This window comes from Candidatus Flexifilum breve, assembly GCF_016713355.1.
Genome location: NZ_JADJPI010000035.1, coordinates 208,255 through 234,569 on the forward strand (window position 1 = coordinate 208,255; position 26,315 = coordinate 234,569).

The 26,315-nt window shown below is 57.6% G+C and carries 30 protein-coding genes, 1 tRNA gene and 1 pseudogene; 13 read left to right on the forward strand and 19 right to left on the reverse strand.

Annotation, left to right across the window (positions count from 1 at the left end; translation table 11 throughout):
• The first annotated feature begins 67 nt into the window (after positions 1–67).
• The 5 genes from hisH to hisE are packed head-to-tail and all read left to right on the forward strand — an operon-like array spanning position 68 to position 2,772.
• A complete protein-coding gene (hisH, locus tag IPK17_RS23825; RefSeq protein ID WP_343420197.1) occupies positions 68–685 on the forward strand; it encodes an imidazole glycerol phosphate synthase subunit HisH in 618 nt (205 codons plus the stop codon).
• Positions 682–1,404, forward strand: a complete 723-nt coding sequence (gene hisA / locus IPK17_RS23830; protein ID WP_343420198.1) for a 1-(5-phosphoribosyl)-5-[(5-phosphoribosylamino)methylideneamino]imidazole-4-carboxamide isomerase — start codon at positions 682–684, stop codon at positions 1,402–1,404. Before hisH ends, hisA begins: the two co-directional genes overlap by 4 nt.
• A complete protein-coding gene (gene hisF, locus IPK17_RS23835; RefSeq protein WP_343420199.1) occupies positions 1,405–2,181 on the forward strand; it encodes an imidazole glycerol phosphate synthase subunit HisF in 777 nt (258 codons plus the stop codon).
• Positions 2,178–2,507, forward strand: a complete 330-nt coding sequence (gene hisI, locus IPK17_RS23840; RefSeq protein WP_343420200.1) for a phosphoribosyl-AMP cyclohydrolase — start codon at positions 2,178–2,180, stop codon at positions 2,505–2,507. The genes hisF and hisI overlap by 4 nt, the downstream gene beginning before the upstream one ends.
• Positions 2,494–2,772 carry a phosphoribosyl-ATP diphosphatase gene (gene hisE / locus IPK17_RS23845; RefSeq protein ID WP_343420201.1) on the forward strand — a complete coding sequence of 93 codons (279 nt, stop codon included), beginning with the start codon at positions 2,494–2,496 and terminating at the stop codon, positions 2,770–2,772. Before hisI ends, hisE begins: the two co-directional genes overlap by 14 nt.
• A gap of 6 nt (positions 2,773–2,778) precedes the next feature.
• Here hisE and IPK17_RS23850 read toward each other — a convergent pair whose 3' ends face one another.
• Positions 2,779–3,285 (reverse strand): SH3 domain-containing protein, encoded by a 507-nt coding sequence (locus IPK17_RS23850; RefSeq protein ID WP_343420202.1) that lies wholly within the window; start codon positions 3,283–3,285, stop codon positions 2,779–2,781.
• Between the two features lie 77 nt (positions 3,286–3,362).
• Between IPK17_RS23850 and IPK17_RS23855 the strand changes: the two genes are divergently transcribed.
• Both IPK17_RS23855 and IPK17_RS23860 read left to right on the forward strand, forming a co-directional pair.
• On the forward strand, positions 3,363–3,767 hold the full coding sequence (locus tag IPK17_RS23855) for an acyl-CoA thioesterase (protein ID WP_343420203.1): 405 nt from the start codon (positions 3,363–3,365) through the stop codon (positions 3,765–3,767).
• Positions 3,768–3,837: 70 nt separating this feature from the next.
• Positions 3,838–5,601, forward strand: coding sequence for a long-chain-fatty-acid--CoA ligase (locus tag IPK17_RS23860; RefSeq protein ID WP_343420204.1), 1,764 nt, complete (start codon positions 3,838–3,840; stop codon positions 5,599–5,601).
• A 67-nt stretch (positions 5,602–5,668) separates the two neighbouring features.
• Here IPK17_RS23860 and IPK17_RS23865 read toward each other — a convergent pair whose 3' ends face one another.
• A complete protein-coding gene (locus tag IPK17_RS23865; RefSeq protein WP_343420205.1) occupies positions 5,669–6,211 on the reverse strand; it encodes a hypothetical protein in 543 nt (180 codons plus the stop codon).
• Between the two features lie 403 nt (positions 6,212–6,614).
• Here IPK17_RS23865 and IPK17_RS23870 point away from each other — a divergent pair, with 403 nt between their 5' ends.
• A complete protein-coding gene (locus IPK17_RS23870) occupies positions 6,615–7,640 on the forward strand; it encodes an AfsR/SARP family transcriptional regulator (protein ID WP_343420206.1) in 1,026 nt (341 codons plus the stop codon).
• A gap of 72 nt (positions 7,641–7,712) precedes the next feature.
• Positions 7,713–8,693 carry a zinc-binding dehydrogenase gene (locus IPK17_RS23875; RefSeq protein WP_343420207.1) on the forward strand — a complete coding sequence of 327 codons (981 nt, stop codon included), beginning with the start codon at positions 7,713–7,715 and terminating at the stop codon, positions 8,691–8,693.
• A gap of 36 nt (positions 8,694–8,729) precedes the next feature.
• On the opposite strand, the gene IPK17_RS23880 is transcribed toward IPK17_RS23875, so the two are convergent.
• The 3 genes from IPK17_RS23880 to IPK17_RS23890 all read right to left on the reverse strand — a co-directional run bounded on the left by IPK17_RS23880 (position 8,730) and on the right by IPK17_RS23890 (position 10,570).
• The gene (locus IPK17_RS23880) at positions 8,730–9,377 is read right to left on the reverse strand and encodes a ThuA domain-containing protein (protein WP_343420208.1); all 648 of its coding nucleotides are present in this window, start codon (positions 9,375–9,377) and stop codon (positions 8,730–8,732) included.
• A 96-nt stretch (positions 9,378–9,473) separates the two neighbouring features.
• Positions 9,474–10,412 (reverse strand): 1-phosphofructokinase family hexose kinase, encoded by a 939-nt coding sequence (locus IPK17_RS23885; protein ID WP_343420209.1) that lies wholly within the window; start codon positions 10,410–10,412, stop codon positions 9,474–9,476.
• A gap of 85 nt (positions 10,413–10,497) precedes the next feature.
• A tRNA-Arg gene (locus IPK17_RS23890) sits at positions 10,498–10,570 on the reverse strand.
• 167 nt (positions 10,571–10,737) lie between these two features.
• Here IPK17_RS23890 and IPK17_RS23895 point away from each other — a divergent pair.
• Positions 10,738–12,717: a DNA gyrase/topoisomerase IV subunit B gene (locus IPK17_RS23895; protein WP_343420210.1), complete on the forward strand. Its 1,980-nt coding sequence runs from the start codon at positions 10,738–10,740 to the stop codon at positions 12,715–12,717.
• 73 nt (positions 12,718–12,790) lie between these two features.
• Here the strand turns inward: IPK17_RS23895 and IPK17_RS23900 are convergent, their stop codons facing one another.
• Positions 12,791–13,126 (reverse strand): nuclear transport factor 2 family protein, encoded by a 336-nt coding sequence (locus IPK17_RS23900; RefSeq protein WP_343420211.1) that lies wholly within the window; start codon positions 13,124–13,126, stop codon positions 12,791–12,793.
• Between the two features lie 213 nt (positions 13,127–13,339).
• Here IPK17_RS23900 and IPK17_RS23905 point away from each other — a divergent pair, with 213 nt between their 5' ends.
• From IPK17_RS23905 to IPK17_RS23915, 3 genes are all read left to right on the forward strand, one after another.
• Positions 13,340–13,525, forward strand: a complete 186-nt coding sequence (locus IPK17_RS23905; RefSeq protein ID WP_343420212.1) for a hypothetical protein — start codon at positions 13,340–13,342, stop codon at positions 13,523–13,525.
• A 17-nt stretch (positions 13,526–13,542) separates the two neighbouring features.
• Entirely contained in the window at positions 13,543–14,283 is a 741-nt protein-coding gene (locus tag IPK17_RS23910; protein WP_343420213.1) for a sensor histidine kinase, read from the forward strand.
• 97 nt (positions 14,284–14,380) lie between these two features.
• On the forward strand, positions 14,381–14,722 hold the full coding sequence (locus tag IPK17_RS23915; RefSeq protein WP_343420214.1) for a sensor histidine kinase: 342 nt from the start codon (positions 14,381–14,383) through the stop codon (positions 14,720–14,722).
• 58 nt (positions 14,723–14,780) lie between these two features.
• Here the strand turns inward: IPK17_RS23915 and IPK17_RS23920 are convergent, their stop codons facing one another.
• From IPK17_RS23920 to IPK17_RS23980, 13 genes and pseudogenes are all read right to left on the reverse strand, one after another.
• Entirely contained in the window at positions 14,781–16,628 is a 1,848-nt protein-coding gene (locus tag IPK17_RS23920; RefSeq protein WP_343420215.1) for a SpoIIE family protein phosphatase, read from the reverse strand.
• A 22-nt stretch (positions 16,629–16,650) separates the two neighbouring features.
• On the reverse strand, positions 16,651–17,106 hold the full coding sequence (locus IPK17_RS23925) for an ATP-binding protein (RefSeq protein WP_343420216.1): 456 nt from the start codon (positions 17,104–17,106) through the stop codon (positions 16,651–16,653).
• A 91-nt stretch (positions 17,107–17,197) separates the two neighbouring features.
• On the reverse strand, positions 17,198–17,533 hold the full coding sequence (locus IPK17_RS23930; protein WP_343420217.1) for an STAS domain-containing protein: 336 nt from the start codon (positions 17,531–17,533) through the stop codon (positions 17,198–17,200).
• A gap of 20 nt (positions 17,534–17,553) precedes the next feature.
• Positions 17,554–19,673: pseudogene (gene glgX, locus IPK17_RS23935) on the reverse strand (glycogen debranching protein GlgX).
• Complete coding sequence (locus IPK17_RS23940) at positions 19,666–20,004, reverse strand: anti-sigma factor antagonist (protein ID WP_343420218.1); 339 nt, start codon at positions 20,002–20,004, stop codon at positions 19,666–19,668. Before IPK17_RS23940 ends, glgX begins: the two are co-directional and overlap by 8 nt.
• Positions 20,005–20,017: 13 nt before the next feature.
• Positions 20,018–21,847, reverse strand: a complete 1,830-nt coding sequence (locus IPK17_RS23945; RefSeq protein ID WP_343421501.1) for an AGE family epimerase/isomerase — start codon at positions 21,845–21,847, stop codon at positions 20,018–20,020.
• Between the two features lie 24 nt (positions 21,848–21,871).
• Positions 21,872–22,291 carry a VOC family protein gene (locus IPK17_RS23950; protein WP_343420219.1) on the reverse strand — a complete coding sequence of 140 codons (420 nt, stop codon included), beginning with the start codon at positions 22,289–22,291 and terminating at the stop codon, positions 21,872–21,874.
• Positions 22,291–22,878: a DJ-1/PfpI family protein gene (locus IPK17_RS23955; protein ID WP_343421502.1), complete on the reverse strand. Its 588-nt coding sequence runs from the start codon at positions 22,876–22,878 to the stop codon at positions 22,291–22,293. Before IPK17_RS23955 ends, IPK17_RS23950 begins: the two co-directional genes overlap by 1 nt.
• A gap of 90 nt (positions 22,879–22,968) precedes the next feature.
• Positions 22,969–24,516, reverse strand: coding sequence for a GMC family oxidoreductase (locus tag IPK17_RS23960; protein WP_343420220.1), 1,548 nt, complete (start codon positions 24,514–24,516; stop codon positions 22,969–22,971).
• Between the two features lie 8 nt (positions 24,517–24,524).
• Positions 24,525–24,914: a nuclear transport factor 2 family protein gene (locus IPK17_RS23965; RefSeq protein ID WP_343420221.1), complete on the reverse strand. Its 390-nt coding sequence runs from the start codon at positions 24,912–24,914 to the stop codon at positions 24,525–24,527.
• Between the two features lie 70 nt (positions 24,915–24,984).
• A complete protein-coding gene (locus tag IPK17_RS23970; RefSeq protein WP_343420222.1) occupies positions 24,985–25,398 on the reverse strand; it encodes an ester cyclase in 414 nt (137 codons plus the stop codon).
• A 27-nt stretch (positions 25,399–25,425) separates the two neighbouring features.
• Positions 25,426–25,872: an ester cyclase gene (locus IPK17_RS23975; protein ID WP_343420223.1), complete on the reverse strand. Its 447-nt coding sequence runs from the start codon at positions 25,870–25,872 to the stop codon at positions 25,426–25,428.
• 50 nt (positions 25,873–25,922) lie between these two features.
• A complete protein-coding gene (locus IPK17_RS23980) occupies positions 25,923–26,279 on the reverse strand; it encodes a tautomerase family protein (protein WP_343420224.1) in 357 nt (118 codons plus the stop codon).
• Between the last annotated feature and the right edge of the window lie 36 nt (positions 26,280–26,315).

Genomic DNA, 26,315 nt, shown 5'->3' on the forward strand with positions numbered 1-26,315 from the left:
CTCACTGATAGTTTTGCTTTGAGCATAGCCCTGCACCTCGCAGGGCTTTTTGTTTTTAAGGAGGGCTATGTTAGCGGTCATCGACTACGGAGCCGGAAACTTACGCAGTGTGCTGCATGCGCTCCACGCGCTCGGCGTTGCCAACATCCGCCTCGTCCATCAGCCGGACGAATTGCGCGGCGCGGACAAAATCATTCTGCCGGGTGTGGGAGCTTTCGGCGCGGGCATGCTCAAGCTGCGCGAACAAGGACTCATTCAACCGCTGCGTGACGCGGTGAACGCGGGTATCCCTTACCTCGGCATTTGCCTTGGGATGCAGTTTCTCTTCGAAACCAGCGACGAAATGGGTGATCACGAGGGCTTGGGCCTGCTGCCCGGGCGTGTTACCCGCTTTGACGATTTACCGGGTCACAAAGTCCCTCACATGGGCTGGAACAACCTCCAGCAGACCCGCCCGTCGCCGCTGTTGAACAAGTTGAGCGCGGAGAGTTACGCCTACTTCGTGCACAGCTATTACTGCGTGCCCGCCAATCCTGACGACGTGATTCTCACCGTCGATTACGGCATTCCCTTCACAGCAGGCGTCGCGCGCGGCCATCTGTTTGGCGTGCAGTTCCACCCGGAGAAGAGCCAGCGAACTGGCCTGCAAATTCTGACCAATTTCTTGGAGTACACCCCGTCATGATCATCTATCCAGCCATTGATCTGCGCGGCGGCCACGTGGTGCGCCTGCGCGAAGGCGACCCCAACCGCCAGACGGTCTTCAGCGACGACCCGACCACGACGGCTACGAAGTGGATTGCGGCGGGCGCGCAGTGGATTCACATGGTGAATCTCGACGGTGCGTTTGCCCAGGCCAACGACAATAGTCTCATTCTCGAACGCATTGCCGCCTTTAGTGCGAAAGTTCAGTTTGGCGGCGGTCTGCGCACGCTGGACGACATTGCACGTGCCTTCAATGCGGGCGCGAACCGCGTCGTCATCGGCACGGCCGCCTTTCTAACGCCTGAACTCATCACGCAGGCCATTGAGCGCTGGGGGGCGGATGCGGTCTGTGTGGCCCTCGATGCCCGTGCCAGCAAGATCGCCACGCACGGTTGGCAAACTACCGTCGACCTCACGCCGGTCGAGGCCGGAAAGCAGATGGTCGCGCGCGGCGTCAAACACGCCCTGTACACCGATGTCAGCCGCGACGGCGGTCTCGTCGGCGTGAATGTCACAGAAACCGTGCGTCTGGCGCGCGAAACCGGGTTGCAGGTGATCGCTTCCGGCGGTGTCAGCAGCGTGGATGACATTCGCGCCCTCGCCCAAAGTCAGCAGATCGCTGGCGCGGTGATTGGCATGGCGCTTTACGAGAAGAAATTCACGCTGGCAGCCGCGTTGGAAGCGGCGGAAGGACGCTAGATGAGTCTGGCTAAACGCATTATCCCCTGCCTCGACGTGCTGAATGGGCGCGTCGTCAAAGGCGTTAACTTCGTCGACCTGCGTGACGCAGGCGACCCGGTCGAACAGGCTGTGATCTATGATCAGGAAGGCGCGGACGAACTCGTCTTTCTCGACATCACTGCCTCGCACGAAAACCGGAATACCACGCTCGACATGGTGCGCCGCGTCGCCGACAGCCTGTTCATCCCCTTTTGCGTCGGCGGGGGTATCCGCACCATCGACGACATCCGGGCTACCCTCCTCGCGGGTGCGGACAAAGTCTCGATCAACAGCTCCGCCGTGCGCACTCCCGACCTGATCAATCAGGGGGCATGGGCGTTCGGCAGTCAGTGCATCGTCGTCGCCATTGACCCCAAGTGGGTGGATGGTCGCTGGGAAGTCTTTATCAATGGGGGGCGCATCCCGACAGGCAAGAATGCGCTCGACTGGGCGAAAGAGGTACAGGAACGCGGCGCGGGTGAAATTCTGCTCACCAGCATGGATCGCGATGGCACGAAGGCCGGGTACAACCTCGAACTGACGCAGGCGATCAGCGATGCCGTCTCCATCCCGGTGATCGCCTCCGGCGGCGCGGGCACGATGGCACACTTCTGCGAAGCGCTGACCATCGGGCGCGCCGATGCGGCACTCGCCGCCACTCTGTTCCACTACAACGAGATCCGCATCGGCGACCTTAAACGCTACCTCGCCGCCGCGGGTGTGCCGATGCGTTTATCGGGTTGGGAGCCGCTGTGAACCTCAAGTGGGATAGTCAGGGCTTGATCCCTGCCGTGGTGCAGGATGCCACCACCCGGCAAGTGCTTATGGTCGCCTACATGAACGCCGAATCACTCCAAAAAACGCTCGAAATGGGCGAAACTGTGTTCTGGAGCCGCAGCCGGGGCGAGTTGTGGCACAAAGGGGCGACTTCCGGCAATACTCAGACCGTCCGCGAAATTCTCGTCGACTGTGACGAGGATACGCTGCTCATTCTCGTCGATCCGGCTGGCCCTGCCTGTCACACGGGCGCTGTAACTTGTTTCTTCCGCACGCTAGAGGATATCACCGATGCAGTTAAATGAACTTGAAGCGATCATCCGGGATCGCCAGCAGAACCCGAAGCCGGAGAGCTACACCAACAAACTGTTTGACAAAGGCGTCAACAAAATCGCGCAGAAGGTCGGCGAAGAAGCGACGGAAGTGATTGTCGCGGCGCTCGGGCAGGGAAAAAACGAACAGATCGCGGAATTGAGCGATCTGTTCTATCACACGCTGGTCTTGATGGTCGAGCGCGGCATCACGCTGGAGGATGTGTATGCCGAACTCGAACGGCGGCACAGCCGCTAGCCGTGACTACGAGGCCGGTGGGGGTGGCACTTCGGCGGCAACCGGAACAACCGCATCTGCCGGGTTCAGCGTCACGACGCGCGCCCACGCCCATGCTGATGTTCCATCTTCGAGCGTGATCTGATACCACTGGTTGCGACCTTCGCCATAGGTCGCGACCACCGGGTAGGATGCGTTGACCGTTACGCGCACAATCACTTCATAGTTCGTACCGGGGCCACCGCGCAGCGCGGTGTTTTCCTGCATCACTGTGAGCGTTACACCGCCCGCCGCTTCAGCGATGCCTGCTGCTTCGGTGGCGTCTGCGGTCGCCTCCGCTGCTGGTTCTTCCGTCGTCACAACTTCGTCGGTCGGCACTGGCGTAGCCGCGACCTCTTCCGTCGCCGCTTGCGTGGCGGGTGCTTCGGTCGGCGGGACGCTGGTCGGGGTAGACGTTGCTCCGCCACCACACGACGCTAGAATTAACGATAGAACGATCAATGCTGCGGTAATGACGAGCGTGCGTGCGGTCAACGTAGGTTCCTCCGAGTTGTTGATTGATCCATGACTACACGTAATATAACATGCCCACCAAAGAAAGGGGTTAGGCTTTGGAGAAAGTTGTTCAGGAAGTCACACTGCACGTCCGGTACGCCGAGACCGACGCCATGGGAATTGTGCATCATGCCAGCTATATCGTCTATTTCGAAGAAGGGCGCAGCAACTACGCGCGCCAGCGCGGCAGCGACTACGCCAGCTTTGAACGCAGCGGTCTCTACCTGACCGTTTCTGAAGTCCACGCCCGTTATGTGAAACCTGCCAAGTATGGCGACCAGATTATCGTCCGCTGTTGGATCGACGAAATGAAGAGCCGCACGCTCACGTTCGCCTATGAAATTATCCACGCGGATACACACGAGACGTTAGTTACAGGTTTCAGCAAGCACATCTGTATCACCCACGAGGGAAAGGTCACGACCATCCCCGAGCAGTGGCGGCGCTGGGGCGACTCATAGAATTTTGACTGTAAGGCGTATCCGCCATATAATCTAATCAAAGTTAGATTAAATTGGCACGGAGACGCCTATGGTTACTTATACTGAACGCCCGTGGTTGAAAAAATACGATCCGGGGGTGGCTCACTCCCTCGAACCGTATCCCGATATTCCGCTCCAGAACTTCCTGAAAGACAGTGCCAACAAGTACCCCAAGAACGTCGCTCTCGTCACCAGTGCGCATCTCCCAGTTCTCGGACGTGTGGCAGCGGAAATCAACTACGAGCAGCTCGATCAAGCGACGGATGCCTTAGCCGTCGCACTCATCGATCTCGGTCTCAAAAAAGGAGATCGAGTCGCCTTGGTGATGCCGAACACGGCCGCCTTTGTCATCAGCTATTTCGGCGTGTTAAAGGCGGGCGGCGTCGTCTCGGCGACCAATCCCACCTATCCCGCCGAAAAGATGCAGGCCCAGATCAACGACTGTGGCGCGGAGATCGTCATCACGCTTTCGATGTTCTACAAGACCATTAAAGAAATTCAGCCGCGCACCAAACTCAAGACCGTCATCGTCACCAATGTTAAAGAGTATTTGCCCTCTGCCGCCCGCGTCCTGTTCCAGATCGCCAAAGAGAAAAAAGGCGGGCATTTTCTCGATGCATTAGCCTCCGGCGATCAGTGGCTGCAAGCACTGCTCACGAAGTTTGCTGGGCGTAAGCCGAGTGTCACGGTGACCGGTTCCGATCTTGCGATCTTCCAGTATACGGGCGGCACAACGGGCATCCCGAAAGCCGCCATGTCGAACCACAGAGCGCTGGTGGCCAATACGCTGCAGTGCCGCGAAGTGCTGCTCGGCGGCGATAAAAGTGGCACCAGCAGTTCCGAAGTCTTCCTCGGCGCGATTCCGTTCTTCCATGTCTACGGTCTCGTGACCGTAGTCAGCTTCGCCATGACGCTCGGTGCGCGCATCGTGCTCGTGCCGAATGCCCGCGATCTGGATGACGTGCTTGACACCATCGACAAATTTAAGCCCACTATCTTCATGGGTGTCCCGGCGCTCTACAACGCGCTCAACAACCATGCCACCGTCAAGTCCGGCAAGGTCAGTTTACGCAGCATTCGCGTGTGTATGAGCGGTTCCGCACCGCTGCCACCCTCCACCAAACGCGAGTTTGAAGGTCTGAGCGGCGGCAAGCTGCTGGAAGGCTTTGGCATGAGCGAAGCGCCGACGGCTACCCACGCCAACCCGCTCAACGGCGAAAATCGCACCGGTTCCATCGGCCTGCCCTTCCCCGACATGGACATGCGCATCGTCAGCTTGGACGACGGCGTGACCGATCTGCCCGTCGGCGAAATTGGCGAGCTGGTCATGACCGGGCCGCAGTTGATGGTCGGCTACCATGGCATGCCCACGGAAACGGCCAATACCCTGCGCGAGAAAGATGGCAAAAAGTGGTTGTACACGGGCGATATCGCCCGCATGGACGACGACGGCTACTTCTACATCGTCGACCGCAAGAAAGACATGGCGCTCATCGGCGGCTTTAATGTCTATCCGAACAACGTCGAAAAAGTGATCGCCAGCCATCCCGCCGTGCTCGAAGTCGGCGTCGCCGCCATTCCGCACCCCGAGAAAGACGGGCAGGAGGCGCTCAAGGCGTGGGTCGTGCTGCGTCCCGGTCAGACCGCGACCGCCGACGACCTCGTTGCGCACGCGCGCAAGTCGCTGGCGCCGTACGAATGTCCGACGCGCTTCGCCTTTGTCGACGCGCTGCCTAAAACAACCGTCGGCAAGACACTGCGCCGCGAGTTGGTGCAGATGGAAATAGCCGAACGCGAAAAAGCGCAAAGCTAGTTCGTTCAAGCATTCAACAGGACGGGAGATTTCCCGTCTTGTTCTTTTAACGTACCGGCTGAATAAGTCAGCTCAGCGGAGCAGTCGTTTCACCGCGCTGCAAGTAATAGCCCCGGTAAAAAGCGCGCGCTGGCCCCCGGTTCAGGTACCACAGCACGTACAAGGTGATCAACCCGCTTAGGGCTAAACGCGCATAGATCAGCGGCGTCGTCAGGCTCTGACCGGAATCCAGACCACTGTTAATATCCGGTGGGGCGTTCAATGTGGCGACGCTCGTGATCACCGTCACCGTGAGCAGAGTCAACACCGCCGCGAGCATGACGCCGCGAATCCAGCGGGGCCGACCAAGCCACGCGCCGATGGCGATCACGAGGAACAGCGCACTGGTGCCCACTTGAAATGCCGTCGCACCGTTCGCCCCCCCCTCCAGTTCGCTCCCCACCGCAACGGGCCGCACTGTTCCCGTTCCATCGGGTGACGGCAGATCAACTTGACTCAAGCGATATTGAATGATCAAGGGCGCGGCCACTTGCAGCAGTGGCAGCACGGTGAATAACATGACGCTGGCGAGAATTGCCAGTGATACACCTAATGTCCGTGGTGGCTTCATCTGCCAAACCCTTTGTAGAATTCTGTAAGTGACATTGATATATTCTATTCAATTAACCAATAAGGCCTTCGTTGACAAACATTAGCAATGCGCTTATGTTATATGATATGATACAGCCATCTTTTTACTGACGTCTGGGGGAGTTATAACTCCAATGAAGCTTCATCGGGTATTAGAGCAATCGTTTGAAACCTTCCAAGAGCAGTCAGAAGCCGCCCGGGTCACCTTGCTCCATCCACGCAGTCGCTATCGTTCGCTCTTGGTGGCGCGCTTAATCAACTCCTCTGAATTTCCCGCGTTCTATTATGCCCTTGGTCCAGATGATATAAATCTTTCTTCATTCCTGTCTGGTATTACGCACGATCTCGCCAATCAACATCCCACCTTCGGTCGGCATTTGAATATGCTGCCCTCCGAAAGCGAGAGCAACCTGAATGCAATCATTACAACTTTTGCGCGCGATATCGGCGAGTTAAGCGAAAAACCCTTCTACTTAATCCTTGACGAGTATGATCGCAGCGATGAAGCGGATGACATTCAGATGTTCATCGAAAAGCTCACCGCGCATTTACCCGAACACTGCAAGCTGATCATCAACAGCCGCACCCTGCCCCGTTTACCGTGGGTCTCGATGATCGCGCGCGGCGACGCGGTCATCGTTGAAGATGAGCAGGTGATCCGCCGTGACTTCTACGAGATTCAGGGCAAAGGCTCCAAAATGCTGGAGGTTTATGCGCTGGGTCCCGGTTTCGTCTTGCTCAATGACCAGCCCATCGACTCGTGGGAAGGCCACCTGCCCCGCCTGCTCTTCTTCTTTGCGTTGGATCGACCGGTGATCACCCGCTCGGAGATTTGCCAGGCGTTTTGGCCGGAACTCGACATGGATCAAGCGGTAAACGTTTTCCATGTCACCAAACGCCGTTTGCATAAAGCACTGGACATGGATGTCCTCGTCCATGACGAAGGCTACTACCGCGTCAATCCCGATCTCGACATCTACTATGATGTGATGCACTACGTCGCTCACCTGATGGACGCGCGCGATCAACGCAGCAGCAATACCTTGGCCGCTTGGCAGCGCACCATCGATTTGTACCGTGGGCCCTTCCTGCAAGGGCATAACGATGGCTGGATTCAGGATCGCCGCGCCGATTTCCGCGCTGGTTACCTCGAAGCCCTGATGAATATGGCCCAGTATCGCCTCGCCGAAGATCGCCCCGAACACGCCTTGTCGCTTTACCAGCGCGCGCTGAGTGAAGACAATCAGCGTGAAGACCTGCATCGCGAAGTCATGAACCTCTTCTCGAAGCTCGGTCGGCGCAGCGAGGCCGCCGCCCATTATCAACGCCTATGCGACGACTTCGGACGCGCCGGAATCGTCGTCTCCGATGAAACAAACCGCTTATACCAGCAAATCATGACCCTGTAGACCCAGATGCCTGCGCTTGCAGGCATTTTTTGTCTCTGGTATCCTCGCATTTTCCACTTGAGGAGCCAACCTATGCGCGCTTTACTACTTGATCGCCCCGGTGCCCTTGAACATCTTCGGATCGGTGAAACCCCGATCCCAGAACCCGGGCCAGGAGAACTGCGCGTCCGCGTTCACGCGGTCGGCCTCAATCCGGTCGATTATAAACTCGCGCGCGGCGGTCACCCGGCTTGGCGGTACCCGTTCATCCTTGGCCTCGACGTCGCCGGCACGGTTGACGCTCTCGGTCCGGGAGCGGAGCCGTGGTCGCTCGGCGACCGCATCGCCTATCACGGTGACTTGTCGCGGCCCGGCGGACTAGCCGAGTTTGCGATTGTTCCGGCGCATGTGACGGCTCGCATCCCCGACTCCGTCAGCTTTGTGGATGCCGCGGCTCTCCCCTGTGCCGGCATGACCGCCTATCAGGCACTGTATCACAAAACGACCATCCGCGCGGGCAGTTCCCTGCTCGTTCAGGCTGGCGCGGGCGGCGTGGGCGGCTTCACCATTCAGATGGCGCGGCTCCACAGCGTCCAAGTGATCACGACGGCGTCTGCGCGCAACCATGACTACGTGCGCACCCTCGGCGCGAACCACGTGATTGACTATCAAACTGAGGATGTGGTGGAGCGTGTGTTGGAGATCACCCAAGGGCGTGGCGTAGACATCGTGATCGATACGTTGGGGGCCGAGAGTGCGGCAGTTGGCCTAAAATTACTCGCCTTCAACGGTCACCTGATGTGTATCGATGACACACCGCCTGTCAATGCTCTCGACTTTGGCAAGGCTGTTTCTATCCATTCTATTATGCTCGGCGGCGCGCATCTGCAGCACGACTATCCGTGGCAGCGCGCCATGTGTGTGGATCTCACCAATTTGATGGACATGCTGGAGGCCAAAGTTATTCACTCCATGGTGACGCAGGTGGTCTCTCTTGAAAAGACCGCCGAAGCCTTGCTCGCCCTCGAACGGCGGCACGTCCGCGGCAAAATCGTCACCCAGCTAATTGAGTAGCGGCGCGATCCCGGTGGATCGCGCCGCCTATCTGCACTATTTGCTCGCCCACAACAGCCCGCGCCGCACGATTTCGCGGGCTTCGGGCACATCGAAGTCTTTCGCCACATGGCCGAGCGAGCAGTAGAACACCCGCCCCATCCCCCACGACCGCGTCCACACGACCGGCATCACCGTTCCGGCGATCCAGCCAACATAATCACCCGTGAAGGTGGTCGTCGCCAGCACCTGATTTGATGGATCGACATGCATATAGTACTGTTCGGAGTGCATGTGGAAGTCGCTCAACCCATGTGTGATCGGGTGGCCGTGGTTGGTGATGTTCACCTTGTAGTCGATGATGTTGCCGGGGTGCGCGACCCACTGCCCACCCACCATAAACTGGTAGTCGGTGTTCTCACGGAACGAGTCGCCCATTGTGCCGTGCCACCCACCCACACCGACGCCTTCTGCGACCGCATTTAGCAAGCCTTTGGCCTGCTCACCGGTAATCTTGCCCATCGTCCACGTGGGTACGATCAAATCGAGGCCGCGCAGCTTCTCCGCATCGAGGTATACATCCAGCGTATCGCTGATTTCCACTTCGTAGTCGGCCTCACGCAGCAGACTCGCAAACACATTCGCCGACTCGAAGGGTGTGTGACCATCCCAGCCGCCTGCGACAAACAACGCTTTCTTCGCCATAATTCATGTATCTCCTGCTTCATTCCGATTGCCGCGCACGCGGACAATCGATCTGCCAATAAGCGTCCTCTGAACTTCCAAAGCTTGATCGCTGGCCTAGGATGTTTCCAATTGGGTGACCGTGACGCCCGGACGAATGGCATCAACATCACCGCGCTGCAACCGCCCGGCACCGATCATCAATGTGTTCGCCGTCCCACAAGCGACCCCCAATCGCAGTGCGTCAGGGAGGCTGCTGCCGCTCACGACCGCTGACGTGAAGCCCGCGACCAGCGAGTCACCGGAACCAACCGCACTGATGGCGTGAACTGGCGGCGGGACGGCCTGCCACATAAGCTCGCCATCGGTCAGCAAGGCGCCGTGTTTGCCCAGTGACAGGATGACCGTCGTCTGGTGCCGTCGTGCAACTTCCTGCGCCGCCGTGCGCTGCTGTTCAACCGTATCGAGTGGGGTCTGCAATATTTCGGCCAGTTCTGTCTGATTGGGCTTAACATACGTAGGTTGCGCCAGTAAGCCGAGCTGCAGTGCATCCTTGCTGGCATCGAGCACGGTGGGAACACCCGCCGTCCGCGCCCGATCGATCAACTGCGCGTAGATGTTGCGCGGTGCGCCGGGCGGCAGACTGCCGCTCAACACGAGCAGCTGCGCCTTACTCAGCCACCCCTCCACCGTCGCCAGCAGCATTTCCACTTCTTCAGGTTGCACGGGCACGCCGGACTCGTAGATCTCCGTAATCACGTTGGTGCTCGCATCCACGACCGAGGTACAAGTGCGGGACTCAACGGCGGTCGTTACAAATGCGTCGCGCACCCCTTCCTGTCGGAGCTGGGCCAAAATAAACTGGCCAGCATAACCACCTACCCACCCGGTGACAGCTGCAGGTTGACCGAGTGTGTTCAACACGCGCGCGACGTTGCAGCCTTTGCCGCCCGCGAGCGACAGCACCGACTTCGGTCGATGGATCTGTCCCAACTCAAAATGATCCACCACAATCGTCTTGTCGATGGCCGCATTCAGGTTCACACACAGGATCATAAGTTGTACTCAGGTGGGTTAGCGCTCAACCAAATCGCCAGTCAGACGATAGCCGGACGCACGAGGGTCAAGTGAAGAAAAACAGCGCCCCTGACAGGATTCGAACCTACAACCTCAGACTTAGAAGGTCTTTGCTCTGTCCATTGAGCTACAGGGGCAGCACACACTTGCGATTCTAGGAGTGTTCCGCTTGTCTGTCAAGGCAGACGCTCCCGCAGCAGTTAGAACACTTGTTTTTGCGAATTGAACTCCGCCCCAACGTGGGGTATAATTAATGAAAGGACGTTTCCATTTTCACCATAAAATCTCGCGTATAGGAGTTGGAATGGCGGACAAAGTCACTGCCCCGGTGTATAACGAGGACAGCATTCAGGCGCTCGATCCATTAGCGCATATTCGACTGCGCCCCGGTATGTATGTTGGGGGGACAGATATACGCGCAATTCACCACCTCATCTACGAAGTCGTGGATAATGCCGTCGACGAAGCGCTGGCTGGCCGCTGTGATCGCATCGTCGTGACTCTCTATGACGACAATGTGGTATCGATCTCAGATAACGGTGTCGGCATCCCCGTAGGGCGACACAAGCAGTACCCGGACATCTCGACATTGGAAGTTGTACTGACCAAGGTCGGGGCGGGTGGCAAGTTCAACAACAGCGCCTATAAGGTCAGCGGTGGTTTGCACGGCGTCGGTGTCACTGCGGTGAACGCGCTCTCTGAACAGTTGGTGGCACAGGTATTCCGCGATGGTTACCTGTGGCAGCAGACCTACCGCGAAGGGCACCCCGTTGGCGATATCGAGCAGACTCGCCCGCTGTCCGACGACGAGAGCACCGGGACAACCATCACCTTTAAACCGGACTTCAAAGTTCTGGAACACAACGAGTTCAGCTTTTCGACGCTGGCGCAGCGCTTCCGTGAAATGGCCTTCGTCACGCGCAAAGTGAGCATTACGCTGCGCGACGAGCGTATTCGTCCAATTCCCAAGGAAACCACCTTCTACTTCGAGGGCGGGGTTGAATCCTTTGTGCGCTACATCAACCGCACTCGCGATTCGATCCATCAGGTGGTCTACATGGATCGCGAAGTGACGATCACGCCGCCTGAGGGCAAAGCGCCCTACAATATCGGCGTGGAAGTTGCTTTCCAGTACACCGACACGGCCGCGATCACGGAACTGGCGTTCGCCAATACCATCAACACGCCGGACGGCGGCATGCACCTGACTGGTTTGCGTTCGGCTATTACCGGTGTGATCAATCGTTACGCGCGTAAGGCCAGCCTACTCAAAGAGAAAGATAGCAACTTCTCCGGTTCGGACACGCTCGAAGGCATCACGGCGATTGTCAGCATCAAGCACCCGCATCCCTCGTTTGAGAGCCAGACCAAGGTCAAGCTGATCAATCCCGAAGTGCAGGGCGCGGTGTCATCGGTCGTGACCGAGGCGTTCAACGAATTCCTCGAATTGAACCCGCGTGAAGCACGCAAAATCGTTGAAAAGTGCATGACCAGCATGCGCGCCCGTGAAGCCGCCCGCAAGGCGCGTGATTTGGTGCGCAGCGGTCCCAGTCTACTGGAAAGCTCTACCCTGCCCGGCAAACTCGCCGACTGCTCGTCGCATGGCGACAACGCCGAAGTCTACATCGTCGAAGGCGACAGCGCCGGTGGCTCCGCCAAACAGGGCCGTGATCGCCATTTTCAGGCGATTCTGCCGCTGCGTGGCAAGATCCTCAACACGGAGCGCGCCCGCCTCGACAAGATGCTCGACAACAACGAAATCAAGTCCTTGATCAGCGCGCTCGGGACTGGCATCAGCGAAGACTTCACCATCAATTCCCTGCGCTATGGCCGCGTCATCATCATGACGGACGCTGATGTCGACGGCAGCCACATCCGCACGCTGTTGTTGACGTTCTTCTTCCGCCACATGACATCGCTGATCACTGAAGGGCATCTCTACATCGCCCAACCGCCGATCTTCCGCCTGCAAGCGGGCAAAGATATCGAATACCTGTACATGGAAGCCGGCATGGGTGAAAACGAAATCCTCGCCCGCGCGCTCCACCGCTACAAGGAACCCGATAAGGTGAAGGTCAGCCGTTACAAGGGTCTCGGTGAAATGAACCCGGAACAGCTGTGGGAGACCACGATGGACCCGGCACGGCGCACGCTGCTGCAGGTCACCATCGATGATGCCGTAGAAGCGGATCGCGTATTTGACATGCTGATGGGCACCAGCGTCCCGGAACGCCGCCGCTTCATTCAGACGCATGCCAAAACGGTGCGCAACCTCGACATCTAGACCAGCATTCGCATCAAGACACAAACGGACGAGCCGTACGGCTCGTCCGTTTTCCTGAAGCGCACACGCGGGTTTAGGTTACCTTCCAACCAAAGTAGACTTCGGCACGGATCAATTTGTCGCCTTCAAACGTGAGAATTTCAGTGTTTCTGCCTGTCTCACCGTTCGGTTGTCGCGCTTCATAGGTCAGAATCACTTCTTCACCAACCTCGATCAGGCGAATAAAGTTAAACGTCTGCCCCGTACCCGCACCCGGCCAACACCGTTCAAAGTAACCCGCCCGGTCTAGATGAGGGTCTGGCGGAGCCGAAAATGTGAATGTATCGGCCAGATGCTCCTCGAAAAAGCCTCGATCACCGGTGGCGAATGCACTGTAATACTCTTGTGCAAGTTGAGTTCGCTTGGTCATGCTCTCCGACCTCCTGTCGCCTATAGCAGTTCTAGAAATTTAAAGCGACCGACCAGAAACGAGCATACTTACGCGCCTTTTCTCTCCTTTCACTCATCCTCACTGTACTGCGGGTGACAATGCCTTTTTGGTGCCACGTATCCAGCAAAATCGGCTACAATGAGACCATTCAAACGCTTAAATCCAGTGACGGTTGATGAAGGAGCCTACCCTATGGTCTTGCAAGCCCTGCGTCAGATGCACACCTTCGACGGCGTCTCGGACGCAGACCTGTTAGCACTCCTACCGGCCGCCGAAGAACTCGCGCTGGAAGCCGATGACATCCTCTTTGCCGAAGGCGATCCTGCCTCTGGGCTCTACGTCCTGCTCGGAAGGGGAACTCCGAAATCAATAAACTGATCGGCGGACGACCTGTCGTGCTCGAACAGTATCAGCCCGGGGTGTTCGTTGGCGAGATCTCGATTCTGACCGGACTCAACCACACGGCGACCGGGCGCGCAGTTCAACACAGCCGCTTTTTGCGCTTTGCGCCGGCGCTCTTCGCCGATCTCAACACCTCACCTGTCGCGCGCCTCCTGCTGATCACGATGGTAACGCGCGTTCGCGATACCGAGTCTGTCTTGCAGCAGAATGAGAAGCTCTCCGCCCTTGGTCGCCTGTCGGCGGGTTTAGCGCACGAGCTGAATAACCCCGCCGCCGCCAGCCTGCGCGCCGCCAAGCAGCTCCCTGAAGCGCTGTCGATGCTGCAATCGCTCCTCTTGAATCTGTCTCAGCTTAACCTCTCGGCGGAGCAGATCAGCGCGATCACTGGTCTGCTCAATACGCTGGTCGCACGGGGGAACCACGCCACCCGATTGAACGCGCTGGAGCAAAGTGACCTTGAAGAGAAGCTCAGCCAGTGGCTGGAAGACCGCGGGATCGACAATGCGTGGGAACTTGCACCTGCATTAGCGCAGGGGCACACACAGGTTGATGATTTGGACGCGCTCGCCGAGATTATCCCGCACGACGCACTCGACGAAGCAGTAGTCTGGATCGACGGGATGCTGACCATGCGCAGCATCCTGACAACGCTAGAACAGAGCACGGTGCGGATCTCCGAGATGATCAACGCCGTGACCGCCTATTCAGCGCTCGACGAGAGCCCGCTGCAGTAGGCGAACCTCCATCACGTACTCGACAACACGCTGGTCATCTTCGGGCACGCCCTGCGCAACATGACCATCACACGCGACTATGCGTCGAATGTCCCGCTTGTCCCACTCTACATGGGGGGATATTGAGCAGGTCTGGGCCAACATCATCGACAATGCCGTCGACGCCACAAACGGGCGCGGCAGTGTGCATATTCATACAGAAGTTGAAGGCGAGTGTGCGGTGGTCGAAATCACCGACAATGGGGTGGGCATTCCGCCGCACATCCTCCCACGCATCTTCGAACCCTTCTTCACGACCAAGAACGTCGGCGAGGGCGCGGGACTCGGCCTTGATATCGCGTATCGGATTGTGGTCAACCGCCACCACGGGGATATTCGCGTAACTTCCCAACCGGGGGATACCCGCTTTCGCGTGTACTTACCGCTGACGCAGGCTTAACCAAGCAAACGGGGCGCATCACTGCGCCCCATCTGATCCATGTGTACCGAAACCTCGGTTACGCTTTCGGTTCGCGCCGCGCCGCTACCATCGTGATGTCGTCAAACTGAATCGCATCTGCGATGTGGTTGTACAGCGCATTATCGACGCGGTCGAGGAAGCCCTTTGCCGAATCCAGCGGCGGATGCACCAATGAGATCAAGCCGGCTTCATGGAACAGCTTGCCCGCCGGGTTGCGCGCGTCCGTCACCCCATCGGTGAACGCATACAGCATATCGCCATAATCGAGCTGCGCATCAGCGATCTCGAACTCCGCACCGGGGAACATGCCGACCGCTGGCCCGGTCGGTTCAAGGCGCGCCTTGATCTCGCCCGTCGGGCTGATAATCATCGGCGGGCAGTGGCCGCCATTGATGTACAGCAGCGTCCCCGTCGCCGGGTCAAGCATGCCAAAGAACATCGTCGCGAACATATTGAGATCGAGATGATGCGTCGTGATGTATTCGTTCGTATCTACGACCGCTGTCTTGAGCGCATTGGCGCGAATCGCCACGCGGCTGGACTTGTTCCGCCCCAGAGTAGTTCCGCTGTCATCAAACAGGTTTTCCGCCCAGTTGACGTTGTGGTTCATCATGGCAAACGCGCGAATCAGGCTGCGCGTCAGCGACATAAACAGCGCCGCGCCCACGCCCTTATCGCACACGTCCGCAATTAGAATGCCGAGGCGGCGCTCATTCATCATCATGAAGAGATCGTAGAAGTCACCCGCGACTTCACGCGCGGGTTGAAAGCGCCCACCAATCTCCCAACCAGGGACAACCGGCAGTTGGTTCGGCAGGAAGTTGTTCTGAATGCGCCGCGCGATTTCGATATCGTTCTCGATCTTCGCCATTTTCTGCTGCTGCTGCACCAGCAGATGATTGTTCATCACAATGGCCGCCTGCGACGAGAGCGACTCGACCACCAGCCGATTGTAATCGTCAAAGGCGGCAATCGTACCATCTTCGCCGCGCGCATTGATCAACTGGAGCACGCCGATCACTTCCGCCTTGTTATCTTTGAGCGGCACCGTCAGGCTCGACACAGTGCGGTAGCTGTTCTGCTTGTCGAAGATTTTGGTCGAGGCGAAGTCGAAACCCTCAGCGACGTATACATCCGGGATGTTAATCGATTTGCCCGTCAGCGCAACGTAGGTCGCTACATTGTGGTGATTAGGTTCGCCCGTCGCCCGGTTGTACATCGGCAGCGGCGAAAATGAGATCGGTCGACCGCTCGTGCCGCCCACATGCACTCCCAGCGATTCAGTGATCGCAATCGCGAATCGCAGGTTATCATCATGCGTGCGGATGTAGAGCGTCCCGGCGTCGGCGTTACAGATCTGCTTCGCCTCCATCAGAATGCGTTCGGTCAGGTGATCGAAGTTCGGTTCGGTCGATAAGGCGATACCGACCGGCAAAATCACCTTCTCCATCAGCTCCGCCATCCGCTCTGAGCGCTTCATGTGGAGTTCCTGACTTTTTTGCAGCAGGACTTTCTCCATCAGAATGTGCATGCGGATATCGAGCATCTCGGGCGAATACGGTTCATGAATGTAGTCGTCTGCCCCGAGCTGCAGCAGGCGGGTGACGGCCTGCATATCCGACACTGCCGAAATGATGATGACCGGGAGGTTTTTCAGGTCAGGATGCGCGTTCATCTGCTCGAGCAGTTCAAAGCCATTGAGCTTCGGCAGATTAATCCCGGTCAAAATCAAGTCAAAGCTCTGGGCACACAGCATGTCCAAGCCCTCTTGTCCATCGCCCGCGACTTGGACGAGATGCCCCTTGGTCTTGAGGTGATTTTCCAGTTGTTTACGGTTCTCGATGTTGTCATCAATGACCAGCACGCGGTATATGGCGTTGGACATAAGTTCTTGACCCTCTGTGATATTACGACTTGCCTGGGCGTTTCATCATGAAGATGTTGCAGTTTCGCCCATCAAGGTACTCATAGCGAAACGCGTCAACGTTATCGATGGCCAGTTTGATCCCCAATCCACCCGGGATCCGTTCATCAATTGGCACATCGAGATCAAATTCTGCGGTTTTCAGGTGTTCTACGGGATCAAAGGCCGGGGCGCTGTCCTCAAGACGAACGGTGAGGAGTCCATCGCTGATCTGACCAGCAATCCCGATTTTCGCATCAGGGACGGTATCTCGATAACCGTAGATGAAGATGTTTGCGGCGATTTCATCGACCGCCAATGTTAACTTGTAGACAGCTTGCTTGTCTAGCCCAGCCTGCTGCGACGCACTGCTGACAAATTGACGGATCGCACTGAGGGACTCCCCCATATCCGCCGATCTTCCAGAAACAACAACTGCGGGTATTTTTTGATCGGACATCGTTTTGCCTGCTGTTAGGAACACTACTTCTGCGGAGAGAGAAAGGGGCGTTGGAAATCCAACGCCCCCGTGCGGTCGCGTAGAAGCCCTCTTAGCCTTCGATCACTGTCGGATCGTAGGTCTCCAGCATGATCACGCTGTAATGGAAGCCCGTCTGCTTGATCGGTTCGACGACCTGTTCCTGCGTGCCGATCAGATAGATTTTCACCTGAGCGCCCATCTTCTGCTTGGCAAACACCAGTGTGCGCAGCCCCGCGCTCGACATGTAGCTCAGCCCTTGCATCAGCAGGACCAGTTTCTGCGCGTGCGCGTTGGCCGCTTCCTGAATCTTCTCCTGAAAGATCGGGGCGACGCTCGCGTCCAGTTCCCCCACCAGCGTAATCTTCGCGATGCCGTTTTCCAAGTTCAGAGTTGCTTCAAAAGCCATTGCTCACATTCTCCTTTGAGTTAGCGACCTACCAAGACGATGACGGAACGATTGCCGACCCACACATGACCCTGATCGCCCAGCAGCGGTTCTTTGCCTGGAGCCCAGATATCTTCGCCCGCTTGCATTGAGGTATTGATCGCCATATGCCAGCGTTTGCCACGCGGAAGCTGCGGCAGGCCAAAGCTCAGCGCATCCCAGTAGGTATTGATCGCCACGTAGATATGATCGTCGTGCACCTTGCCGCCCTTGGCGTGGTCGCCCGACAGCATGAATGCCAGCGTATGTTGGTTGTTGCCCGACCAATCGGGACGCCACGCTTCCGTCCCGTGGAAGCTGATGTCTGGGATACCACTTCCGACATAATCGGAATGGGCGAAGTGCGTCCGACTGCGCAGCACGGGGTGCGCCCGCCGGAAGCCGATCACCTTCTGGAAGAACTGCAGAAGATCGCCATTCTTATCCACCAGGTTCCAGTCAAACCAGTTAAGGATGTTGTCCTGGCAGTAGGTGTTGTTGTTGCCGTTCTGCGTCCGTCCGACTTCGTCGCCCATCAGGATCATCGGCACGCCCTGACTCACCATCAGGATCGTCGCGAAATTCTTCATCTGGCGATGCCGCATCTGCACAATACCCGGGTCGTCGGTGTGCCCTTCCCAACCGCAGTTCCAACTATTGTTGTCGTTCGCGCCGTCCGAGTTGTTCCAGCCGTTGGCCTCGTTATGCTTGTCGTTGTATGACACGAGATCCATCAGTGTGAAACCGTCGTGCGCCGTGATGAAGTTGATCGATGCCGTCGGGCCGCGTGTGGCATACAAATCCGGCGACCCTTGAACGCGCCACGCCATTTCGCCGACCAGCCCATCGTCACCCTTGACGAAGCGGCGCACAGCATCGCGGAACTTTCCGTTCCACTCGGCCCAACGCCCATAGGCTGGGAACGATCCGACCTGATACAGGCCACCAGCATCCCACGCTTCCGCGATTAACTTACACTTGGCGAGAATCGGGTCATGCGCGAGCTGTTCGAGCAGCGGCGGGTTCGAGAGCGGCGCGCCGTTCTGATCACGCCCGAGAATGGCCGCGAGGTCGAAGCGGAAGCCGTCGATGTGATACTCTGCGGCCCAGTAGCGCAGGCAGTCGAGCACCATGTTGCGCACAATCGGGTTGTTGCAATTGAGCGTATTGCCCGTGCCACTGAAGTTGAAGTAGTAGCCATCCGGCGTCAGCATGTAATAGATCTTGTTGTCGATGCCGCGGAAGGAGACATACAGACCGTTCTCATTGCCTTCCGCCGTGTGATTGAACACGACGTCCAGCATGACTTCGATGCCGTTGGCGTGCAGTTCTTTGACGAGGTTCTTGAACTCGTCCACCTGCATCCCGTACTTGCCGGTCGCAGCGTAGCCCGCCTTCGGCGCAAAGAATCCGACCGTGCTGTAGCCCCAGTATTGATAGAGCATTTCCCCGGTGATCGGGCTCGGGCGGCTGTCTTCGAACTCGTCGAACTCGTAAACGGGTAGCAGCTCGACGCAGTTCACCCCCAGCGACTTAAGATAGGGGATCTTCTCGACCATCGCTGCGAATGTACCCGGCGCCGCCTCGACCTTGGACGATTCGTCGCGAGTGAACGACCGCACGTGCATCTCGTAGATCACGAGATCCTCAATGGGCGTTTCCAGCGGCTTGTCGTGTTCCCAGTCGAAGTCGTTCAGCACGGGGCGTGCACGGTGCTGATACACATTGTCCCAGTCCGGCTTGACACCCCACGTATCGCGTCCGCCAATAACCCGGGCGTACGGATCCATCAGGATCTTCGTTTTATCGAAACGGTGGCCGTTCTTGGGGTCCCACGGGCCATCCATGCGAAAACCATATTCGATATTTTCATAGTCGAGATCGAACACGGTCATCGAGTACACGTTCCCGATACGAAACTCATCAAGGAAGGGGATTTCGACCAGCGGCTTATCTGCGCCCTTCTCGAAGAGCACCAGCGTACAGGACGTCGCATGGCTGGAAAAGATGGAGAAGTTGAGCCCCCCGGCACGATGGTTGCCCCGAACGGCAGCGGTTGCCCCGGTCTGAGCTTGTACCCATCGTGGACATGAGTTGGGTAAATATCGATACGATCAACCATTGTTCAGCGCTTGTAAGCCTGCTTCCAGCGTATCGGCGGTCGTGAAAAACTTCAGGAAGCCAGTCGCCGACATCGTATCTTTGATGTCTTCCGACAGGCCAACGAGAACCACATGCCCCTTCCCGCCGGAAATTGTCCGGTGCAGGATGAGCATGACGCGCAAACCCGCGCTGGACATAAAGCCAACGCGGCTCATATCGACAAGGAGGCGGCAGCCCGGTTGGGCCACCGCCAGAATCTGTTCTTGCAACATGGGTGCGGTGCTGCCGTCGATATCACCAACCACTTCGACAACAGTTGCATCCTGAAACGGCTTAACCTGAACGTCCATAAGGTCTCCGTAGTTAGACGGGTACGATTCGAACTTTGATCTTGACTCGTTCTTCCGTTTCCGGCAACTTCACGGTCAGACCCGCCGAATCGAAGTCGGTATACGGCTTGCCGTCGATTTCCACGGACTCGATACAGATCGAGCCGGGGGGCAGAATGTCGGGTTCGACGTGCAGGATGCCATCCTTGAAGCTCTTCGGGTACGGCTTGAAGTAGAAGTCCATCGGCTTCTTGCTGATGAGCAGGTTCTGATACACCGCCGCCAGATAGCACAGTTCCATCGAGTGGTAACCGCTCATGGAGTGGCTGCCCTTGAGGCGTTCATTGCCGAGCAGGTACGGCAGACCGTTCGCCAGCGTATTGAAGTACACAGCGCCGTCGTCGTGATCGAGGAAGAACGCGTTGTAGTACGCCGCCGATTCACGGGCCAGACGCTTGTATTCTTCATCCTTGTACACGCCGTACATGATGAGATAGGCGAGGATGCCCTGTTCCTGCTGCCACCACGCCTTGCGGTCATGCCACACGTAGCGGTGGAACTTCTGACCCGGTTGGAGGGTACGTTCGACGACGTCGTACCAACCGCCGCGCTGAATATCCATGCCGACCTGCGGCATCAGACCGGCGATCTTCTTCGAGAATTCCGCGTAGCTGTCTTTCCACTTCAGACCCTGCATACGGGTGAGGTTCCACGCGATCTTCAGGTTGTGGCCGACGACGCCGCGGTTCTGCTGCCACAGGTACGTCTGGTCGTGGCTCCAGTCCTCGTAGAACTTTTCCTGCACGAACGGGCTGTGTTCGTAGTCCTGGAAGTGTTCGGTGATCGTGTCGAACGTGTCTTCGAGGAAGTCGGCGTACTTCGGGTCGTGCGTCGCGATATAGAGGTTAATCAGATACGCGGGCGCATGGTCGCCGACCGAGTTCCAGTTCTTCTTGGCGCGGTTGTGCTGGAGCGATGCCGCGCGCGGATCCAGCGTGATCGGGTCGATATGCGAGAAGTAACCGCCCTTTTCGTGATCCTTGAAGAAGCGGTCGAACAGTTTGACCGTCAATTCCGCATCCGCGAGAATGAGCGGGTCGCCGTTCGCGCGGTATGTCTGGATCGGGCCAGCGAGGGCATAGATCTGCTCGTACGCGGGCAGCGAGTCGTAGTCGTCGCCGAATTCCGAGGTCAGCAGCTTCTGTTCCTGATCGCCGCTCACCTGCACGCCGTGATACCAGTAGATCAGTTGTTCTTCGGCATCATAGAAGCGCATGTGGTCGCGCAGGTACTGCGTGCCTTTTTCCGCGCCTTCGAGGAACGCATCTTCACCCGTCAGCAGAAACGCCGAGGCAAACCCGTAGACAAGGCGCGAGATGGTGTCCGTTTCCTGCAGGAAGTCGCCCTTCTTGCCGCCCGCCAGATGCAGGAACGTGCGGTAATTGCGGTAGTCGATCGCTTCTTTCGGGTGGTTGAACTGCCACTTGAGGTATGAATGGCCGATTGAGCGAATCTGCTTAATCCACCAGTCCTGTTCTTCGTGGCGATACACCGACGGGCCGTTACCAGGGAACACCATCGACTTAATTTCGAAGGTGTAATCGCCTTCGGCGCCATCGGGGTAGAACACGCCGTACGCGTAAACAAGCTGACCGGGGGTCAGCAGTTCAGCCAGGCGTCCCGTCGCGTCGGCATACGGTTCTTCGAGGTTCTGCGAGATGCGCGCATAGGTCGCGGGCGTCAGAATGCCCTTGAATTCGCGCCCATCTGAGGTGCTGATCTTGACCGAGCGTTCGACACGATTGAAATGGGTGACATACCCGGTAATCGTATCTGAAAAAGTAAAATCGATTTTCACTGGTATTCCTCTTCTCTACTCGCAGGCAGACTAGTCCAGAGCAGGCGGATTGTCCTGATCCTGATACCCTTGGGTGATTTCGACGATGTTGCCTTCGGGATCGGCAACCCAGACAGTGCGCCAACCGGGGATAAAGTCGCTAAAGTCCAGCGGCCCCAGCGTGATCTTCGCGTCCGCGCCCAGTGCGGCGAGCACAGTGTCGATGTTGTCGACTTGAAACGCGATGTGGCGGAAGCCGTCGAACGGATAGCCGTCCTTTTCCGGAGCGGGCAGCGGACGCTTATCGGCCGTCTTGAACAATTCAAGATACATATCGCCCGATTTGATAAACACCAGTTGATCCGCGCCGAGCGGGATCACACGCGCCCGTTTAAAGCCGAGATACTTGGTGTACCAGCGTTCAATGGCGATGGGGTCGAGGCAGCTCAGGCCAATGTGAGAGAATGCCATTATCGCACCGTTTTCCCTTCTTTTTCGTACAGCATGTCGATGATCTGGCGAGCGAGCAGATGGCAGTGGCCGCCTGTACGCGCGGTGACCAGATCGCCATCGACTACGAGATCCTGATCAAGGTAATTCGCGCCCATGTTACGGATATCGCCGAGCAGGTTGATGTGCCCGGTCACATTGCGCCCACGGTACAGGTGCGGCACCGGGGAGATGATCCAGTGGCCGTGACAAATGATCCCCTTGATGATGTTCTTGTTGGCGAAAGCGCGTTCGACGAACTGCACTGCCGGAGCCAGCTTGTTGATGTCTTCGGTGTAGCGCAGCCGATCCGACACAATCGCCGACGGCACGATAATGGCCGAGTAGCTGTTCAGTTCCTCGTCACTCATGCCTTCAAAACTCTCGTGACATTCGAACGGGTAATGCTCTTCGTGTCCCTTGAAGGTCAGGTAGGGCTGCCCCCACAAGCGCGAGAGGAAATGGAGTTCGATCCCCTCTTCGGGAAAGCGATGCTCGTAGTAGAAGATCTCTTTTTCGTAGAAGTCGCTCTCGATGAGAATGCCGACTTTCTTGCCCTGTAGTTTCATGCGCCCTACTTTCGTGAAGGGCGGCTGGTCGGAGACATTCCAACCAACCGCCATGCAGATTTTCACTTACGGGTGACCGCAGACCGCGGGTTACTGCAGGTTATGCGCCTTCTTGATGAAGTCCGCGCACTTTTCGCCCACGACGAGGATCGCGGAGTGGCAGTTGCCCGACGGCACCTGCGGGAATACGGCGGCATCCGCCACGCGCAGGCCATCGACACCGTACACACGCAGTTCAGGATCGACCACCGCCATGCTGTCCAGACCCATCTTGCACGAGCCGGACTGGTGGTGATACGACGCCGCATTGTTGCGGACAAACTGCATGATTTCGGCGTCCGTCTTGACGCTTTCTTCCGGATGCGGCAGCAGTTCCTTACCGGTCAGCACTTCGCTGAACGTCTTGCTGTGGAAGATTTCGCGTCCCAGCTTGAACGCCCACACGAGCCGATCCGCATCCGACTGCACGCCGAGATAATTGGCATCGACCAGCGGGTAATCCAGCGGATTGCCGCTCGCCAGCGTGACCGACCCGCGCGAGAGCGGACGCACCACACCGGGCAGAATGCTGATGCTGTTGGGGTTCGCCTGCCCGACGATGATGTCGAACGACGCGCTGATGAACGCCATCTGAATATCGGGGCCAACCCAACCGGGATCCGATTTGCAGAACAACGCTGATTCCGACATCTGCAGATTCGGGGCGTTCAGCGCTTCCTTAGTTTCATAGATCATGCCGGTGAGGACATGGTTGTGGAAGTTCTGGCCGACGCCGGGCAGATCCACGACCACGTCGACGCCATGCTGTTTGAGGTGCGCCGCCGGGCCAATGCCGGAGAGCATGAGCAGCTTCGGCGATTCGATCGCGCCGCCGCACACAATGACTTCACCCGTGGCGCGCGCCGACGTCTTCTGGCCGTCCTTGATATATTCCACGCCGACACAGCGGCCATTTTCAATGATCAGCTTGGTCGCCAGCGAATTCGGGCTGAGCGTCCAGTTCGGGCGGCTGCCGATAAACGGTTCGATATAGGCTTCGTTGGCCGCATGGCGCTTGCCATTGCGCACGTTCAGGTGATGCCAGCCCGCGCCAATCATGTTCGGCCCGTTGAAGTCAGCCGTTTCGGGGAAGCCCAGTTCCTTACACGCTTCGATGAAGCGCGCCGAATGCGGGTTCGGGTTGTAGTTCTTGGCGTTCGACACGGCAATCGCGCCGCCCTTGCCGCCCGTGGGGTTGGTGTCGTCATCCTGATCTTCCGATTTCTGGAAGAACGGAAGGAGATCGTTGTACGCCCAACCGGGGCAGCCATTGTACGCCCAGTTGTCGAAATCCGACTCATGGCCGCGGATGTGCATCATAATGTACAGGTTGCTCGACCCGCCGACCACGCGACCACGCGGTTCCGGTGTCTGGCGGCCGTTCAAACCCTTTTGCGGCGTGCTGGAGTACTTCCAGTCAATGTCGCTGAACAGGAGCGTTGGCCACGCCGCCGGAATGCGCACATTCGGCGGAATGTCGCCCGTACCGGCTTCGAGCAGCAGCACTTTGGCGTTAGGCACTTCGCTCAGGCGGCTGGCAACGGCTGCCCCACCTGCACCTGCGCCCACCACGATGAAATCATAAGTGTTTTGCGACATGACGTAACCTACCCCTCTGAGAGTTGGCGAAGAAACGGAGCGAAAGGTTTGGAGTCGTGGAAGTTCGCCATGTAGATAATCTTGCCATCTTTGAACTGGAAGTAGTTCATGGCTTCAGCTTCAATCGGCTCGTTCTGATATTTCATGGCTAACGCGGAAATGTGCGATACCACCGCGCCCTGATCACCATCAACGAGGATATGCTTGGGGGAGTTCTCGAACTTCTTGTACGCCTGCGGAAAACCGCTCATGATATTGCGGAGATTGTCCATCCCCGTAATCCGTCCAGCGAGCTGCTCGTCCATCACGTAGTCGGCGTGGAACAAATCGCACCACGCATCCCAGTTACCGGCACTCGCTAACTCGTAGTACTTGTCAATGATCTCACGAGGAGTCATCGGCTCCTGCTCCTTTGATAGCAGAAATGCTGCCATACGGGGGAGTTTCCTCCCCCGTGCCATTCCCTACCTAGTTCTGCGGATTCAGCTGGTTGACCATCGCCAACATATCGGTCTCGTACCAACTCTTCACGATCTTGCCGTCTTTGATTTCGAGCACAGCAATTTCCGTCCATTCCGCGCGGCGGCCGCTGGGAGGCATGCCCATGAGCGGTTCGCCCGAGTGCGTCCCATGCTGGGTGAAGCGCGCCACGACCTTGTGCTCATCCGCCATGATCAGGTCGACCTTGAGGTGATAGTCCGGCATCGCCTTGCGGAACATGTTCACGATGATCTTCGTGCCTTCCGGGCCGGGCGGCAGGAAGGGCGCGCTCGGGCTGGTGTGATCCGCCGACATGATTTCGTCGACGACTTCCAGTTTCCCCTGATTCCACACTTCGTCGAGCAGGCGGTACATGATGATCTTATTCTGTTGAATAGTCATGGTTCTTTTCCTTTAGGATTATGCGGATCAGCCGCCAGCCGAACCGAACGGAGGAATAACGCCCATCTGTTGGAACAGGGTCAGGTTGTCGAGGTCTTGCCAACGTTCGACAATCTTGCCGTTTTCATCGAACTTGAAGCACGCGGTACCCGTCCATTCAACCTTATTACCGGTCGCCGGAACCATGCCGAGGAAATTACCGAGATGCGTCGCCGTCTGAATGCCGCGCACCGCCGCCCATTCATCATCACCAGCGACGACGATCTGCACTTCGAAGTGCAGGTCAGGGAAGGCCGCTGTGAACGTCTGCCACAAACCATAGAAAGCTTCCGGACCGTGCAAATCCTGGAAACCAGCGCCGCCGTAGCTCACGAAGTTCGGAGCCAGAACTTCAAACAGCACCTTGGCGTTACCCTTGTTGGTTTCGTCGTACATGTACTTGATCAACTTACGCTTTTCAGCCGCGCTAATCATGATTCTACTCCTTGAAGGTAGGCACAGATTGCTGCATGGTCAGGTAGTCGCTACAGAGAGCTGCCGCGCCACATATCATCCGCCCGCTTTTCCAGTTCGGCAGCTTTCGCGGCTTCCTGCTCGGCGGCGGATGCCTTCATCTGGGCGATAGCCCCGCGCATCATCGAGTTGGATTTCTCGATCACTTGGGCGTGCTGCTCACCCACCAGATATTCGAGATCCGGCATCGGAACACCAGCGATGCCCCATTCACCAACCGGAGTCTCCTCGATGATGCAGTAGGTGAACGGACGAACCACGTCGCCCAGCACGCCGACGAACGTGTCTGTCATTTTGACGATGAGCTCGCGCTTCTGCTCGGGCGTGGCGACAACATCTTTGATAAAGCGAATGGTGATAACTGGCATTTTCGTTCCTCGTTTAGCGTATGCGCTGACTCAAGA

Bases quoted from the DNA above. Each gene is read 5' to 3' on its own strand.
- hisH (WP_343420197.1), top strand. From the start codon at position 68: ATGTTAGCGGTCATCGACTACGGAGCCGGAAACTTACGCAGTGTGCTG.
- hisA (WP_343420198.1), top strand. From the start codon at position 682: ATGATCATCTATCCAGCCATTGATCTGCGCGGCGGCCACGTGGTGCGC.
- hisF (WP_343420199.1), top strand. From the start codon at position 1,405: ATGAGTCTGGCTAAACGCATTATCCCCTGCCTCGACGTGCTGAATGGG.
- hisE (WP_343420201.1), top strand. From the start codon at position 2,494: ATGCAGTTAAATGAACTTGAAGCGATCATCCGGGATCGCCAGCAGAAC.
- IPK17_RS23860 (WP_343420204.1), top strand. From the start codon at position 3,838: ATGGTTACTTATACTGAACGCCCGTGGTTGAAAAAATACGATCCGGGG.
- IPK17_RS23865 (WP_343420205.1), bottom strand. From the start codon at position 6,211: ATGAAGCCACCACGGACATTAGGTGTATCACTGGCAATTCTCGCCAGC.
- IPK17_RS23870 (WP_343420206.1), top strand. From the start codon at position 6,615: ATGCTGCCCTCCGAAAGCGAGAGCAACCTGAATGCAATCATTACAACT.
- IPK17_RS23875 (WP_343420207.1), top strand. From the start codon at position 7,713: ATGCGCGCTTTACTACTTGATCGCCCCGGTGCCCTTGAACATCTTCGG.
- IPK17_RS23880 (WP_343420208.1), bottom strand. From the start codon at position 9,377: ATGGCGAAGAAAGCGTTGTTTGTCGCAGGCGGCTGGGATGGTCACACA.
- IPK17_RS23885 (WP_343420209.1), bottom strand. From the start codon at position 10,412: ATGATCCTGTGTGTGAACCTGAATGCGGCCATCGACAAGACGATTGTG.
- IPK17_RS23895 (WP_343420210.1), top strand. From the start codon at position 10,738: ATGGCGGACAAAGTCACTGCCCCGGTGTATAACGAGGACAGCATTCAG.
- IPK17_RS23900 (WP_343420211.1), bottom strand. From the start codon at position 13,126: ATGACCAAGCGAACTCAACTTGCACAAGAGTATTACAGTGCATTCGCC.
- IPK17_RS23905 (WP_343420212.1), top strand. From the start codon at position 13,340: ATGGTCTTGCAAGCCCTGCGTCAGATGCACACCTTCGACGGCGTCTCG.
- IPK17_RS23920 (WP_343420215.1), bottom strand. From the start codon at position 16,628: ATGTCCAACGCCATATACCGCGTGCTGGTCATTGATGACAACATCGAG.
- IPK17_RS23925 (WP_343420216.1), bottom strand. From the start codon at position 17,106: ATGTCCGATCAAAAAATACCCGCAGTTGTTGTTTCTGGAAGATCGGCG.
- IPK17_RS23930 (WP_343420217.1), bottom strand. From the start codon at position 17,533: ATGGCTTTTGAAGCAACTCTGAACTTGGAAAACGGCATCGCGAAGATT.
- IPK17_RS23940 (WP_343420218.1), bottom strand. From the start codon at position 20,004: ATGGACGTTCAGGTTAAGCCGTTTCAGGATGCAACTGTTGTCGAAGTG.
- IPK17_RS23950 (WP_343420219.1), bottom strand. From the start codon at position 22,291: ATGGCATTCTCTCACATTGGCCTGAGCTGCCTCGACCCCATCGCCATT.
- IPK17_RS23955 (WP_343421502.1), bottom strand. From the start codon at position 22,878: ATGAAACTACAGGGCAAGAAAGTCGGCATTCTCATCGAGAGCGACTTC.
- IPK17_RS23960 (WP_343420220.1), bottom strand. From the start codon at position 24,516: ATGTCGCAAAACACTTATGATTTCATCGTGGTGGGCGCAGGTGCAGGT.
- IPK17_RS23965 (WP_343420221.1), bottom strand. From the start codon at position 24,914: ATGACTCCTCGTGAGATCATTGACAAGTACTACGAGTTAGCGAGTGCC.
- IPK17_RS23970 (WP_343420222.1), bottom strand. From the start codon at position 25,398: ATGACTATTCAACAGAATAAGATCATCATGTACCGCCTGCTCGACGAA.
- IPK17_RS23975 (WP_343420223.1), bottom strand. From the start codon at position 25,872: ATGATTAGCGCGGCTGAAAAGCGTAAGTTGATCAAGTACATGTACGAC.
- IPK17_RS23980 (WP_343420224.1), bottom strand. From the start codon at position 26,279: ATGCCAGTTATCACCATTCGCTTTATCAAAGATGTTGTCGCCACGCCC.